Annotated in this window: 13 protein-coding genes; 2 read left to right on the forward strand and 11 right to left on the reverse strand. The window is 62.5% G+C overall.

What is annotated here, in order from left to right; translation table 11 throughout:
• Positions 1-246 precede the first annotated feature (246 nt).
• The 7 genes from MTX19_RS27655 to MTX19_RS27685 all read right to left on the reverse strand — a co-directional run bounded on the left by MTX19_RS27655 (position 247) and on the right by MTX19_RS27685 (position 7,205).
• Entirely contained in the window at positions 247-708 is a 462-nt protein-coding gene (locus MTX19_RS27655) for a zinc ribbon domain-containing protein (RefSeq protein WP_348638207.1), read from the reverse strand.
• The gene (locus MTX19_RS27660) at positions 705-1,901 is read right to left on the reverse strand and encodes an acetyl-CoA acetyltransferase (protein ID WP_280980212.1); all 1,197 of its coding nucleotides are present in this window, start codon (positions 1,899-1,901) and stop codon (positions 705-707) included. Before MTX19_RS27660 ends, MTX19_RS27655 begins: the two co-directional genes overlap by 4 nt.
• Positions 1,898-3,190, reverse strand: a complete 1,293-nt coding sequence (locus MTX19_RS27665) for a CoA transferase (RefSeq protein WP_280980213.1) — start codon at positions 3,188-3,190, stop codon at positions 1,898-1,900. The genes MTX19_RS27660 and MTX19_RS27665 overlap by 4 nt, the downstream gene beginning before the upstream one ends.
• Before the next feature lie 73 nt (positions 3,191-3,263).
• Complete coding sequence (locus MTX19_RS27670) at positions 3,264-4,451, reverse strand: ABC transporter substrate-binding protein (protein ID WP_348638208.1); 1,188 nt, start codon at positions 4,449-4,451, stop codon at positions 3,264-3,266.
• 69 nt (positions 4,452-4,520) lie between these two features.
• Positions 4,521-5,483, reverse strand: coding sequence for a PDR/VanB family oxidoreductase (locus tag MTX19_RS27675; RefSeq protein WP_280980215.1), 963 nt, complete (start codon positions 5,481-5,483; stop codon positions 4,521-4,523).
• 54 nt (positions 5,484-5,537) lie between these two features.
• Positions 5,538-6,767: a Rieske 2Fe-2S domain-containing protein gene (locus tag MTX19_RS27680; protein WP_280980216.1), complete on the reverse strand. Its 1,230-nt coding sequence runs from the start codon at positions 6,765-6,767 to the stop codon at positions 5,538-5,540.
• A gap of 126 nt (positions 6,768-6,893) precedes the next feature.
• A complete protein-coding gene (locus MTX19_RS27685) occupies positions 6,894-7,205 on the reverse strand; it encodes a hypothetical protein (RefSeq protein ID WP_280980217.1) in 312 nt (103 codons plus the stop codon).
• A 209-nt stretch (positions 7,206-7,414) separates the two neighbouring features.
• On the opposite strand from MTX19_RS27685, the gene MTX19_RS27690 reads away from it, so the two are divergent.
• On the forward strand, positions 7,415-7,912 hold the full coding sequence (locus tag MTX19_RS27690) for a MarR family transcriptional regulator (protein WP_280980218.1): 498 nt from the start codon (positions 7,415-7,417) through the stop codon (positions 7,910-7,912).
• Here the strand turns inward: MTX19_RS27690 and MTX19_RS27695 are convergent.
• From MTX19_RS27695 to MTX19_RS27710, 4 genes are read right to left on the reverse strand one after another with little or no spacing between them, the layout of a single operon-like run.
• On the reverse strand, positions 7,909-9,102 hold the full coding sequence (locus MTX19_RS27695) for a CaiB/BaiF CoA-transferase family protein (protein ID WP_280980219.1): 1,194 nt from the start codon (positions 9,100-9,102) through the stop codon (positions 7,909-7,911). The two genes, MTX19_RS27690 and MTX19_RS27695, sit on opposite strands and share 4 nt — an antisense overlap.
• Positions 9,103-9,111: 9 nt before the next feature.
• Positions 9,112-11,352, reverse strand: coding sequence for an acyl-CoA dehydrogenase (locus MTX19_RS27700; protein ID WP_280980220.1), 2,241 nt, complete (start codon positions 11,350-11,352; stop codon positions 9,112-9,114).
• Positions 11,353-11,360: 8 nt separating this feature from the next.
• Positions 11,361-12,170: an enoyl-CoA hydratase-related protein gene (locus MTX19_RS27705; protein ID WP_280980221.1), complete on the reverse strand. Its 810-nt coding sequence runs from the start codon at positions 12,168-12,170 to the stop codon at positions 11,361-11,363.
• 56 nt (positions 12,171-12,226) lie between these two features.
• The gene (locus MTX19_RS27710) at positions 12,227-13,153 is read right to left on the reverse strand and encodes a GntR family transcriptional regulator (RefSeq protein ID WP_280985564.1); all 927 of its coding nucleotides are present in this window, start codon (positions 13,151-13,153) and stop codon (positions 12,227-12,229) included.
• 22 nt (positions 13,154-13,175) lie between these two features.
• Between MTX19_RS27710 and MTX19_RS27715 the strand changes: the two genes are divergently transcribed.
• Positions 13,176-14,315: an acyl-CoA dehydrogenase family protein gene (locus tag MTX19_RS27715; protein ID WP_280980224.1), complete on the forward strand. Its 1,140-nt coding sequence runs from the start codon at positions 13,176-13,178 to the stop codon at positions 14,313-14,315.
• Positions 14,316-14,354 lie beyond the last annotated feature (39 nt).

The following is a 14,354-nucleotide window of genomic DNA, read 5'->3' on the forward strand; positions in this document are numbered from 1 at the left end:
CTTTCGTGCTACGAGAGGCCGATGCTTTGTGGCCTCCTCCATCGACAGAATGCTTATGGCGCAAGCATCGGCCCCCCCAAGAACTGATGCCCGCTCGTCAGGTCTCCGGACACCCGCACGCCCACTTCTTCGCTTTCTGCAAGCAGCGTTCTCCTTGTCCAGCCGCTCGCACTAAATCACCGAATTTCTTTGGATGTTCATCATAGGGCGATCTTTGATGAACATGTTTCAACGCCCATTGTCCGGTCAGGAGCGTAGCCGTAGCCGCCATTGCAGCAAAGAGAACGATGGATCGGACTCCGGGTGATGCTCGAACACCCCTTCAACCTCAGCTCCGATAACGACGGGCTGCTGGGGATCGCCCAGCAGATTGCCCACCAAGCGTACGCTGCCGGCGTGTGGCAACTCGACAAGCACTGCGACGTACGGACCGTGGTGCCTCAGCGCCGCGTGCGAGGGATGCCACACACGTTCCCAACTGAAGATCCGGCCGGTCGGTTCGACCTCAGTCCATGTGGGATCGAAAGCGTGACAATGATGGCATATCCATTCCGGCCCGAACTGCCAGGTAGCACAGCGGTCACAGCGTTGCACCAGTAGCCGGCCTTCGCGCAAGCCCGCCCAGTACGGTGCGGAGAGGCCATCCAGCTCGCTCACTGGAATGGGCAACCCGGCAGGAAGATAGTGCGCACGCGCCGGCCCACTCACAGCGTAGCCTCCGAGCCCAGAATAAGGTTGCTGGCGGGCGTCACCATCGGGCCGCCGATGACCAAGGCTACATCGTTTCGTCGAACCTGGCTCATCGATGTCCCACGTACCTGACGGACGGCTTCCAGAACGAGCTCAAAACCATGCATGTAGCATTCTGCGAGGTTGCCACCGCTAGTGTTGAGCGGTAGTCGGCCGGACGGCGCTATCAGGTTTTCGACCGTAAGAAAGTCATTCGCCTCGTCCGGTTTGAAGAACCCGTGTTCCGCCAAGGCCATAACGACGCCGCCTGTGAAGTTCTCGTAGCTCTGGACTACGCCGATGTCGGATGGACCAACCCTTGCCATGCGATAAAGATCGGGTGCGACTGTATCGAAGCTTGCACTGGCATAGCGTGACGAATTGTGGGCCGTCGCTGCGGCACGATGCCCAGATCCCATGGCCGCTCCGAGCACATAGGCAGGCCGCTGCCGGAACTCATTGGCTCGTTCTTCAGCGACGAGCAGGATGGCAGCGGCGCCGTCGTTCTCCATGCAGCAATCGTACAGATGAAACGGCTCAACGATCCAGCGTGAGGCATCATACTTGTCCGGATCCAGTGGTTTTCCGTACATCACCGCGCGGGGATTGCTCTGAGCGTGATGGTAGGAGGCAAGTGCGACTGCGCGCAAAGCCTCTTGGCGAACGCCGTGCTCGTGCATGTAGCGGCGAACGCGCATCGCAAACCGCTGGGGAGGCGCCAGCACGCCATACGGCATCAGATAGGCTTTCTCACCGGAGATGGTGTCGATCCCGCCAGCCTGTCCGAAGCGGCCGTGCTGACCTTGCGCCAGCGAGCGAAAGACCACGACACAATCGGCGAGGCCTCCAGCGATCGAAGCGGCTGCGTTGGCAACCGCGGCGCAACACCCTCCACCTCCTCCGCCCCACTGCATCGTTGCGGCCCGCAACCGACGTATGCCGAGCGCCGCGGCCAGACGTGATGCTTCGCTGCGATCGTCGCTGTAGGAGGAGAATCCGTCGATATCACGGGGATCGAGGCCGGCGTCATCGCAGGCGGCCAAGATCGCCTTGAGGGCGAGCTTGAATTCCGGATCCGGCGATGCGCCATGGCGGTAGTAGTCAGTTTCGCCGATCCCGATCACGGCAACCCGGCCCCTGAGAGAACGTTCAGTTGTCGGCCGCACCATCATTGTTTTGCGTCCCGTCGCGACTGGCTCCCCACATCGGCACCGAACGCACCGGTCTCGGCGAGGCGCGCCAAGTGTGCATCGTCATAGCCAAGTACCTCGCGCAGCACGCGTTCGGTGTGCTGCCCCACGGCTGGGGCTGCAACCGGATCGACGATTGGCGTTCGAGAATATCGGATCGGCAGGTTGACGTTCGGGATCCAGCCCAGCCTGTCGTGAGGAATGCGGCTGACGAGCCGGCGCTCGCGCGCTTCGGGCGAGCGGATGGCCTCTCCGACGGTCCGCACCTGCCCGCAAGGAACCCCGGCGGACCGCATCCTTGATTGCCAGTGCGACCAGGGCTGCTGCGCGAATGCTTCCCCAAGGATCGTAAACAGCTCATCGCGTCGTCGGATGCGGTCCGGTCCGGTCGCATAGATCACTGCCGACGCCAGATCCTCGCGATCGATTACCTGCGACATGAGGCGCTGGAAGATCTTGTCGTTGCCGCAGTTGATGTAGAAGGCACAGTCGCTCGCCTGAAATACGCCCGACGGACACGTGTCAGGGCTGGTATTGCCGTGGCGCTGCGGGTTGGCGCCGCTGAATAGATGCTGCATCGTCGCGTAACCGGTCATCAGCACCGCGTTGTCGAACAGCGATATCTCGACCGACTGACCGAGGCCGCTGCGCTCCCGGGCGACCAGCGCGCCGAGAATGGCATTGCAGGCCATCATCGCCGTGCTGATGTCCATGACCGGCGCCAGCGCCCGCACCCCCTCGCGATCGGCGTAGCCATTCATCGACACGAAGCCGCTCTCGACCTGCGCGATCGGATCGAAGCCGAGCCGATCGGCGAAGCTGCCTTCCCGTCCATAGGCCGACACCGAACAGTAGATGATCTCGGGCCTGATTCTCCGGCAGGCCTCATAGTCGAGCCCGAACCGTTCCATGACACCTGTCGAGAAGTTCTCGACGACGACATCAGCGGTCGCGACCAACTCTCGCGCGACCGTGACGCCCTCCGGTGACTTGAGATCGAGCGCGACGCTCCGCTTATTCCGATTGGTCCAGGCGAACGGCGCGCCATGCTTGAGGTCTGCATGCACCGGCGGATAGCGACGCAGATCGTCGCCGCGGCCGGGCGCCTCAACCTTGATGACCTCGGCGCCCATGTCGGCCAGGATCATGGTCGCAAAGGGGCCGGCAATGAAGTGCGAGAAATCGACGACCCGTATTCCGTCGAGCGCCTTCGGCGCGTGCGACGGGCGCGGCGTATGCTCGGGAAACTCCGCTTCGAGATTGTCCAACATGTCTATATCCACTGGTTTTCCGGAAGGGCTGTCGTGACGTTCGGCCTCCGAGCGTCCTCACTCCTGCATGGCGTCAGTTACTCTTCGGCTGCTCGACCATCGCGCATCCACCCTGATCGACTGGTCGAAACGCCTCCGGCCCACTCAGCACACCGATATTCTCGAGAAGATCCCACTTGCCCTTCGAAGCGTTCGGATCCTTTACCTTCAGGATGTACATGTTGTGGATGGCCCGGCCGTCTGCGCGCACGATGACAGGTCCGAACAGGGCGTCATCGATCGGTTTCTCCTTCATCTTATGGATCACCGCCGGAGCGTCATTGGTGCCCGCAGCAAGCGCCGCGTTTAGATAGGCAAGTAGCGACGAATAGACCCCGGCATGGAACGCGGTGGGTGACTGCCCGTGCTGTCGCTCACCGAACCTCGCCGACCAGGCCCGGCTGGCATCGTTCAGGTCCCAGTAGAACGGCTGGGTGATGATGAGCCCCCGCCCCACGGCGAGTCCGCTGGCCTCGACGTCGTTCGTGGTGGTGAGCAGCGCAGCGAAAGTCCGGCCGTTCTGCTTCAGCCCGAATTCCGAGGACTGCTTGATCAAGTTGACGGTGTCGCCCCCGGCGGTCGCGAAAGCGATCACGTCGGCGCCAGAGCTGTCCGCTTGCAGGATGAACGACGCATAATCCGCATTGTTGATGGGAACGTTGACCGAGCCGAGAACGGTGCCGCCGCCGGCGTTGATGACGGACGTTCCGTCCCGCACCATCGACTTTCCAAGCGCGTTGTCGGTTGCGATGAAATACCACTTCTTGCCAGCGTGATGCACGAGGTAGCTGCCGATCGTGTGCGAGGCCGCCCAAGTGTCGAAGGTCCATTGGATCGTGTTCGGCGAGCAGTATTTGCCCGTCAGGTCGGACGAGGCTGCGCTTGACGCGATCAACGCCGCCTTGCTGCCGCGCACCACCTCGTTGACGGCGAGACCGACGGCCGAGTTCGGTACGTCGGCGATTGCGTCGACCTTATCCTGGTCGATCCATCGACGCGCAATGCCGGCCCCAACGTCAGCCTTGTTCTGGTGGTCCGCCGAAACGATCTCGACCTTGAAGTCGGGATGCTGGTGCATGAAATCTTCAGCGGCCATCCTGGCCGCCGTGACCGAGCCTTCGCCAGCATTGTCCGAATACGGGCCGGACGCATCATTGAGGACACCGATCTTGATCGCGCGCGCCGCGTCGGCCAGCGCCGGCGGAGACGTGCTGAGAGCCAAAAGGCAAGCTCCGACAAGGTACGAGAGAGGCTTCATTGATTTCCACCCATTGACGACGTTGTTGTTCATTCAGAGGTCCAGGACGAGCGCGCCGGACTTGGCGCCCGAGCAGCAGATCATGATGGTCTTGTTCGCCGCCTGCTCTTCCTTGCTCAGAAATTGATCGCGATGGTCCGGCGTGCCTTCGAGCACGCGCGTCTCGCAGGTACCGCAGACGCCTTCGGTGCAGGCGTAGTTCGCGGCTATCCCCGCTTCCAGCAGGGCATCCAGGATAGTCTTGCCGGCCTCCACCACAATCGAGCGATTGCTCCGCGCGAGCCTGACCTCGAATCCGCCTTCGATTGCCGGCGCTTGCCCGGCCTTGAAATATTCCACATGGACGTGATCTGCCGGACGATTGGCGGTTGCCGCCTCGAATGCATGCAGCATCGGTACCGGGCCGCAGCAGTAGAGATGCGCGTGTGCGGGCGCGCTGCCGACAATTGCGGGAAGATCGAACAGGCGCCCGGACCGCTCATCGTCGAAATCGACATGCACGTTCGCGTGCAGGGTCGGTGGAAGAGCGCTTAATGCGTCGAGGAATCCGGCGGCAGCGCGCGTTCTTGCGGCGTAGAACAGTTGCCACGAGCGTCCCAGATCTGTCAGGCGGCGGACCATCGACAACAGCGGTGTAATGCCAATGCCACCTGCGATAAGGATCGAGTGCTCGGCGTCTTCATGAAGCGCGAAATTATTCCGCGGCTCGGAGATCGTGACGACGTCGCCGACCCTGACGGTATCGTGCACGAACTTCGAGCCACCCCGGCCGGCACTCTCCTTGTTGACCGCGATGACATAGCGGTGCCGCTCTCGCTGATCGTTCACCAGCGAATAGCTACGGATCATCCCGTTCGACAGATGCAGGTCGATGTGACCGCCGGCCGTGAAAGGAACGAGATCGTCGCCGGCCAGAGACATCAATTCGTACGAATTGATGTTTTCGGCCTCGTAGCTGATGCGCTTGACCCGGACCTCGAGAAGGCGGTCAGCCATGGCGACGACCCCTCCCGCGGCGGCGAAGGATGCGTGGCCAATGGCGTGGAGCGCTCATAGCTCGTACCCGAAATCGGCGCCGAGCTTCGCCCGCATGAAGGGCGCACCGACGTCGACCCAGGAATCCTCGGGGGGCAGTCGCAGCGACACGGCCCTCACCATGAAGACATCGGGGTCGGTCACGCCCTTGGGCCGAAGCCCGTGATCACGGTGGGCCCCAAGCGCCTCCAGAATGAACCGCCTCGTCATAGCGATTCCGGTATCGCTCGCGCACAGATTCTCTTTGGTGCGATCAAAGATCGGCGACACACCGCTCTGGCAGGCGCCGTCCTGCACCCAAAGTCCGGGAAGGCCTGAGAACCAGGTGGTCTGCTGCGCCTCATAATCGAACTGAAAGCCGTTCGGCGGATTGTATTTGGTCCAGTATCCTGCGTACGGGACCGTCACCGGATGCTGAACCAGCGAATGTCGGCTGGCGTGACCACTCTCGCGGCCGTTGTGGCCTTCCGCGAAGATCAGCCGCGTCTTCGGACGCAGCGGCTCAGAGGGATGATACGAGAACATGATGCAAAGCGTGTTCTCGTCGTCGATCGGCACCCACGCGTGGCCGCTCAGATCCGGGAATGGCGACAGCGGCGGGACCAGCGTGTAGAACGGCAGCATGAATTGATTGACGCGCCAGTACAGCGTGTTGGCGTCATAGTTGCGCCGCGCGGCGATGCTCATCCCAAAATCCTGCTTGACGCACTCGAAGGTCGGGCGGAGGTCGCGCTTCTGAATCCAAGCACTCGTCGTGCCCTGAGAATCCAGGCGACCGTGCAGCAGGGGCGCATGCGCGGAATCAATCTCGCCCTCGACCGCTTGGAGCCAGTTGCACTCCTGGACGCGGAGGGAGATGTGCACCTGGTCCTGCGGAACCAGATTCCACTCGACGTTCGGCATTGGCGGAAGATCGGCCTGGTCCGGTCCCATGTAGGCCCAGATCATCCCGTTACGCTCCTTGCAAGCGTAGGCCTTGATCCGCACGCGTTCCTTGAGGCGGCTGCGCACCGGCTCCGCCGGCATATCAGTCACGGCACCGGTCACGTCGAATTTCCAGCCGTGGTAAACGCAGCGCAGACCGCAATCCTCGTTTCGTCCGAAGATCAGCGGCGCACCGCGGTGCGGACAGGCCTGGTCGACCAACCCGACGCGCCCCTCGGAATCCCGGAAGGCGACCAGATCTTCCCCGAGCAGCCGGATTCGCTTCGGCTGTCCGTCCTTGACCAGATCCGCCGATGGCAAGAAGGGAATCCAATAAAGACGAAAAAGCTCTCCGAGTGGAGTTCCCTTGCCAACCCTGACCAGGCGTTCATTGTCTTCACGCGAGAGCATGAGCTTCCTCCATTAAATGTCGCGTATCCATGCGCGCTACCTCACCGTGCGACGCAGCAGGGGCGCGACTCGGCCTGACATTCCGAGATCCTGAGCGGTCCAGAGCGGGTCGGAGGCAGCGAGCGGCCTTCGCGGGATTGGGGGTTCCTTGCCTTGCTCGACGAGGCTGACGATCAGCTCGATCCGCCGCCGCTCGAGATCCTTCAGCACGTCCTCGACGACCGCGCCTTCCGCGGTGCAATCAGGCAACTCCGGATGGGCAAGCCGCACCAGCCATTTGCCGGGCTCACTTTCCACCGCCTCGGCCTCAAGCAGATAGGGAATCGACAGCAGCTCGTGCAGATTCAAGCAGTCCTCCCTGCGTCGCGGCGTCCTCAGCACCTCTTATTAATACGTATACGTACTACTTTGTCGAATGGGTTGCAAGAGCCAATGCGGTGATCGATGATGATTTCCAATGGACAGCCCGCGTCCCGTCCGGCTCAGGGTTGAGAGCCGTTGGTCAAGCTGCTAACGGCTTAGCCAAGTTTCAAAGTCACAACCTGGTCAACGACGGCATGCCAGCCGACAAGGCAACGAAAGCGAAGGCAGCGGATCTCGCGCGCAACTGGCGACTGGAGGGAGGCATCGGATTTCTGCTCCGATTGCTCGAAGCCCGCTATGATGTGCTTTATCAGGACCTGACGGGCCAGAGCGACGTCACGCCGCGGCAGTTCGGCGTGCTGCTCGCGCTCCATCAGAACGGGCCCCTCTCGGCCTCCGCGCTTGCCGAGCGCATCAGCAGCGATCGGAATACGTTGAGCGAGATGCTCAAGCGAATGACCGCGCGGAAGCTGATCTCGAAACGGAGCAATTCGGAAGACCGCCGGTCGATCCAGGTTCAGATCACAGCAAAGGGCGAAGACGCCCTGCTCGGCGTAATCCCGGCCGCAGCCGAGCTGCAGGACTTGATGCTGGCGCCCCTGAGCAAGGAAGATCGCGCACATTTCCTCAAATGCATGCTGGCGATCGCAAAGACCGCATCGGACGGTTCGCCCCCGCCATCGGACGATTAGCGATCCTTCCCGAATACTCCCGCCTCTGCCAGGCTGGAGATCCCCTCGCCGGACAGGCCGAGGACCCCTGACAGTACCTCGTCCCGATGCGCTCCGACCGCGGGAATCTCGCGCTGCATGGATGTCTCTGCGCCCGACATCTTCCAGGGCGCATTCACGCCCATGAACTCCCCTGCACCGTCAACGATCGATGCAAATGCGCCGCGCTGCAGAAGATGCGGATCGGTCAACGCCGCGCCGGGATCGCGATATTCCGCACTGGGCACACCGGCCTTGTCGAGCGCGGCCATGCACTCGCGCACCGTGTGCCGCTCCGTCCACCGTTCGATGACCTGCATCATCGCCGTCCAGTTCGCGCCGCGCCCTGGCACGGTCTTGAACCGCGCATCGTTGGCAAGCTCGCTCTGCCCCGTCACCTCGCAGAGCGCCGCAAAGTTTCGCGGCGTGATCGGCGCGATCAGAATGTCGCCATCGAGGGTCCGCACCGGCCCATAGGTCGGACGCGGCGCACTGATAGGAAACTGAGCCTCCTGCAATTCATAGACGAGCAGATTGAGCATGCAATCCATCAAGGCAACATCAATCCGCTGACCGTTCCCGGTCCGCTCGCGCTGGACCAGGGCCGTCTGGATCGCTGAGTAACCAAAGATACCGCCGAGCACGTCTGCGACGAAGATCGCTCCGGCGGCCGGCCGGTCGCGATCTCCGGCATAACGCGCCAGCGACCGGTCGAACCCGCTCTCGGCATGCACGATCATGGCGTAGGCCGCGCGCTCGGTTGCGGGCCCAGACTGTCCGTATCCCGAGATCGAGCAGTAGATCAGCCGTGGGTTGATCGCGCGCAGCGTCTCGTAGCCGAGGCCAAGCCGATCCATCACGCCTGGACGGAAGTTCTCCACGAGGATGTCCGTCTCCGTAACCAGCCGACGGACCAGCTTGATGGCATCTGCGTTCTTCAGATCCAGCGCCAGGCTTCGCTTGCCGGCGTTGAGCTGACCGAAATAGGCGCTGTGGCCATCGCGTATCGGCGTGCGCAAGCGCATGTCGTCGCCCTCCGGTGGCTCGATCTTGATAACGTCGGCGCCAACGTCTGCCAGCAGGCGCGCGCAATAGGGTCCCGCCAGCATGATCGAGAAATCGAGCACCCGCATACCCGCGAGCGGCGCCGTTCCCTTGTCCTGCTCCTGCATGCAATCCTCCTACCTGGGCAGCCCAAGCGCCTTCTGCGCGATCAGGCTGCGCTGAATTTCATTCGTCCCGATGCTGATGACCCACATCAGCGAATGCCGGAGGTTCTGCTCGAACCGGCCGTTGTCGATCGCGCCCGGCATCTGCTCGGACAACGTGGCGCGCATCCCGAGGATATCGAGCGCCGCCTCCCCAAAGCGTTCCATCAGCTCGCCGGAGAACACCTTGCTGATCGCCCCATATTCCGGCGGCGTCAGCCCATCGGCGGCGAGCTCGGCGCAATGCATCATCAGGAGACGGCCGACCTCGATCTCGCAGGCCAGCGTCGCCATCTGGTCGCGTACCATCGGATCCTCGGCCAGTGGAGGCTCGTCGCCGTCCTTCGCCATCACATGCAAGCGCAACTGCTCGAAAGCATGCGCGACCTTCAGGACGATGCCGCCACCGACCAGGCCGCGCTCGAACGCGAGCGCGCCCGTCAGTACCTTCCAACCGCCATTGACCTCGCCGACCAGGTTCTCGGTGGGAATACGAACATTGTCGTAGAAGATGTTGGCGAAGGTGCCATCATACATGGTCGTGGACGGCCGGATCGTGATGCCTGGCGCATTCATCGGAACGATGAACATGCTGATGCCGGCGTGAGGCGATTTGGCGTCCTTGTCCGTTCGCGCGGCGAGGAACATGTATTTTCCCCACCAGGTGGTGGTCCATATCTTCTGCCCGTTGATGACCCAATGGTCACCATCCCGAACCGCGCTGGTCTTGAGCGCGGCGAGGTCGGAACCGGCCTGGGGTTCGCTGTAGCCCATGCCATGCATGGCCTCGCCTCGGAGGATCTCCGGCAGATATGTTCGCTGCTGCTCCGGCGTGCCGAACATCATCAACGCATTGGCCTGGATCGCTGCGCCGATCCGCGGCGCCTCGCCATGCTCCATCGTCTCCATAAAGGCGATCTGCTCCAGCGGCGAGCGCGCCTGCCCACCAAATTCGCTGGGCCATCCGAGTCCGATCCAACCCATTCGGCCGACGTCGCGCGCGAAATCGGCATCAAATTCCCGCTTCGAGAACGGCCTGCGATCGAATTCGGCCTTCCGGTCCTCCGACCAGTTTTCCTCGAGCCACCGTTTGATCTGCCTGCGCAGCTCATTTCCGGCAGCACCAAGGTCATATTCGGGCAAACCCACACCGCCGGGATCCAGCAAGCGGGATGCCACCGACCGCTTCGCATGTGCCGACCCACCCAGCGCGATCGTGTCGAGGTGCACGCGTTTGAAGTGCAATGGCGCCTCATGCTCGTCGGCATAGCCGATGGCGCCGAACGCGTGGTGTGTTTCAAGCGAGACCCGCCGCAGGGCTTCGCCTGCGAACGCGACCGCGCAGCCCGCGAAGTAACGCCAATCGCGATCGCCCTCGTCATGTAGCCTCGTGGCATGATCGAGGACCAGGCGGACGCCCTCCAACGCAATCAGGCCATTTGCGAGCTTGTGCTGGATCGCCTGGAATTTGCCGATCGGCTGCCCGAATTGGTGCCGCTCCCTGGCATAGTCGGTCACAAGCTCAAAGGCACGGCTTGCAGCGCCGTGCGCCCGCGCACTTAGCGCCAGCTTGGCCTTGATCAGGAGATCGTCGAGGACACCGGCTTCGATGGGGATCAGAGTCGCCGGCACAGAATTGAGCCGGACCTCATAAAGGCTCCAGGCCCCCATGGCACGGCTCGGCACGACATTGACGCCTGCAATGTCCAGCGCAACGAGCGCGAGCTCGCGCGGATTGGCCACGACAACAAGATGCGTGCAGCTTCCGGCGGCCTCCACAAAGCGGAGCACTCCGCTCGCACGGTCTCCCGCAACCTTGATCGCGCCCGCGCCGGGATCCGGATCGAGGCTTCCAAAGCAGAACGCCAGCCGGGCTGTGCCGCCATGCAGCCCAGTCAGCAGACCCGACGCCGCCTCTGAAGGTGCTGTCGAAAGCGCAAGATTGGCAAGGGCCGCGGCCCACATCGGGGCCGGGCACGCCGCGCGGCCGAGCTCAGCGAGCACAAGCGCAATCTCTCGAAGTCCGCCCTGGCCAGGATCACTGCCGAGCGCAGCAATCCCCTGCCCGACCAGCTTGGACCATATCGCCGCGACGTCGTCTGGAGCCGGCCCGTAGCGCACGCAATCCGCGTTCCACTGCTCGCCGAGAAAGCCGCGCAGGGAATCCCTGAGCATCTCCCTGATGTCGTCGGATGGGAGCTCTACTGCGCTCATGGGACGCACTAGCCCTGACCGAATTTGGGCTTGCGCTTCTCCTTGAACGACATTGTTGCCTCCTTGTGATCGGCGGTCTCGAACGTGACCTGTTCCAGCGCCATCGACGCTTCCAGCAGCATGTTCACCCGATCCTTGACGATCTGGTTGATCGAAAGCTTGGTCCAGCGGATCGCCCAGCTCGGACCATTGGCCAATTCGATCGCGATTTCGCGAGCCTTTGCCAACACCTCCGCACGCGGCACGACATGATTGACCAGGCCGATCCGTTCCGCCTCCGGCCCCTTCAACAGCGTCCCGCGGATCAGGAACTCCTTCGCCTTGTTGACGCCGACAAGCAGCGGCCAGATCACCGTGCCGCCGTCGCCTGCGACCAGACCGACCCGCGAGACATGCGTGTCCCCGATCCGGGCGTCCTCGGCCATGACCGAGATGTCACAGAGCAACGCATGGGTCGCCGCCAAGCCGATGGCGTCGCCGTTGATGGCGGCAATGATCGGCTTGTCGAGCTCAAGCTGACGGGTGACGCCGCGCCGGCTGATCATGGGGTCGTGCACCTCTCCTTCTTCGAGCACGTCGCCGCCCGGCCGTTCCGACATCGCCTTCACGTCGCCGCCAACGCTGAAGAAGTCACCCGAACCCGTCAGCACCACGACATTGACGGCATAATCATCGGCAAGATCGTCCCAGATCGTTCGCAGCTCGCGGATCAGCTTCTGATTGATTGCATTGCGCGCCTGCGGGCGGTTCAGGGTCACGGTCGCGACCTTGTCCGCGACCTCGACCTTCAGACATTCATATTTGGCGTAGTTGGACACGTTTGCCTCCGTCGTTATTGCCGTTTGAGTGTTGATTTGGCTGCCGGCGGTACGCGCTATCGGCGCATTCCCGGCTGCACATCCGCCAATGCGACATGCAGCGACATGGCTCCGGGGTCCTGCTCCAGCATTCGCTGCACGGATTCCAGATGCGACCGCAGCAGCCGGCTCGCCAACGCGACGTTCCTTTCGCTCAGGGCCGACAGGAACTGCCGTCGCTTCTCCGCGAGGCGCGCCATCGCGACGCCGCTTGACGCTACCTTCGCATAGACGAAGCGCATGTGGATCTCGGTGACAGAATCCACGATCATCGCGATCACCTTGTTCCCCGTCGAGGCCGCGAGCAGCTTGTAGAATTCGCGGGAGCATTCGACCCGATCGAGCAGCCGCCCCTCCTTCGTGGCCAGTTCTGTCCGCTCAATATTGGCCTCGAGCGCATCGAGATCGGCCCGCCGCGCATTCGCGCAGGCCAACTGCACTACGAGTTCGAGCACGTGAACGCGCGCCTCCGACAATTCCCGCACTGAAATCGTCCCCAGGCTCAGCATGTCCCGCATGACCTCGTTCATGCGGCGCGTGTCGCCCTCCTGGATGAAGGCCCCGCCCTTGACGCCCTTTTGCAGTCGCAGCACGCCCGCCATCTCAAGGCTACGTAACGCCTCCCTCAGCACGTTGCGGCTTACGCCGAGCTGCTGTGCAAGGTCGCGCTCGGGGGGCAACTTGTCGCCGGGCTTGAGAATGCCGAGCGCCAACTGCTCGCGAATCCGCTCGCAAATCTCCTCGAACGTCCGCCTGGTGTGGATCGGCTTGAAGGTCGGCGCGGCCGGCGCGCCGGCCGCACGGAGCTCGGAGGCTCGCTCACGCCGGCCCGGCGCAGCGGTTCGGAGACGCATGGGCGCCCGAGGGCTTGACTTGGTGTTCATGGGATGAATTATTAAATGGATCACCCATTCAATGGAAGCCCCTTTTTCAGCTTCCGGCAAAGAAAACGATCAGGGAGTTCGCATGAGTTTCTCCGAAGAGCAGGTCGCGTTCCGAGACAACGTCCGGAAGATGGCCGTCAAGCATGTGGCGCCGATTGCAGCGGAGATCGACGAGACCGATCGCTTTCCGCTCGAACTCGTGAAGCTGTTCGGCGAGATGGGCCTGATGCAGCTTTGGGTCCCCGAGCAGTACGGCGGCCCCAACGGTAATCTGACGATGGCTTGCATCGCGCGCGAGGAACTCTCCAGGTTTTCACCGGCCTGCGCGTCCATCGCGTGCCTCAACACGATGTTCATCATGCCCCTCCTCCATTTCGGCTCCGAGGAGCAGCGGAAGAAATACCTGCCGATCATTGCGAAGGGCGGCGTCGTGACCGCGATCGCGATTTCGGAGCCGCAGGCGGGCTCCGACGTCACCGCCATCAACACGCGGGCGAGGAAGGATGGCGACTGCTATGTCCTCAACGGCCGCAAGCAATGGTGCAGCTATGGCGTCGTTGCCGATTTCATCGTTGTGATGGCGCGTACAAGCGATAGTCCGGGTGCCGACGGCATCAGCGCCTTCATCGTCGAGCCCAAGAAAATGCCGGGGATCACCTTCGGGCGCCATGAGCGCAAGATGGGTTTTCGTGGTGCGCCGAATACGCCGATCTTCTTCGACAATGTCCGCGTGCCGGTCGAGAACCTCGTCGGAGAGGAAGGCAAAGGCTTCCGTGCTTCGATGCGTGCACTCGACCTCAACCGTCCGACCATCGGCGCCCAGTCGGTCGGCTTGGCTCAGGGCGCGCTCGATGCCTGCGTCGCGTATGCAAAGGAACGCAAGCAATTCAAGAAGTCGATCTCCGAATTCCAGGGCGTGCAATTCATGCTGGCCGATATGGCCATGCAGATCGAGGCAGCACGCGCGCTGGTCTACGAGTGCGCTCGAGCTGGCGATGCCGGCGACTGGAAGCGCCTGAACGTCCTCGCCAGCATGGCGAAATGCGTCGGCAGTGACATGGCCATGAAGGTGACGACCGACGCGGTCCAGATCTTCGGCGGCTATGGCTACACGATGGACTATCCGGTCGAGCGCATGATGCGTGATGCAAAACTGACCCAGATCTTCGAGGGCACCAACCAGATTCAACGAATGGTCATTGCCCGCGAGCTGCTGCGATAGCGCAGAACTCAAAACCATAACACAACAGGGAGGAAATCA

The organism is Bradyrhizobium sp. ISRA464, from assembly GCF_029910095.1.
Taxonomy (GTDB): Bacteria; Pseudomonadota; Alphaproteobacteria; order Rhizobiales; family Xanthobacteraceae; genus Bradyrhizobium.

Excerpts from the sequence above, each read along its gene's own strand:
- MTX19_RS27660 (WP_280980212.1), bottom strand. The coding sequence starts at position 1,901 with ATGATGGTGCGGCCGACAACTGAACGTTCTCTCAGGGGCCGGGTTGCC.
- MTX19_RS27665 (WP_280980213.1), bottom strand. The coding sequence starts at position 3,190 with ATGTTGGACAATCTCGAAGCGGAGTTTCCCGAGCATACGCCGCGCCCG.
- MTX19_RS27675 (WP_280980215.1), bottom strand. The coding sequence starts at position 5,483 with ATGGCTGACCGCCTTCTCGAGGTCCGGGTCAAGCGCATCAGCTACGAG.
- MTX19_RS27700 (WP_280980220.1), bottom strand. The coding sequence starts at position 11,352 with ATGAGCGCAGTAGAGCTCCCATCCGACGACATCAGGGAGATGCTCAGG.
- MTX19_RS27690 (WP_280980218.1), top strand. The coding sequence starts at position 7,415 with ATGCCAGCCGACAAGGCAACGAAAGCGAAGGCAGCGGATCTCGCGCGC.
- MTX19_RS27695 (WP_280980219.1), bottom strand. The coding sequence starts at position 9,102 with ATGCAGGAGCAGGACAAGGGAACGGCGCCGCTCGCGGGTATGCGGGTG.
- MTX19_RS27715 (WP_280980224.1), top strand. The coding sequence starts at position 13,176 with ATGAGTTTCTCCGAAGAGCAGGTCGCGTTCCGAGACAACGTCCGGAAG.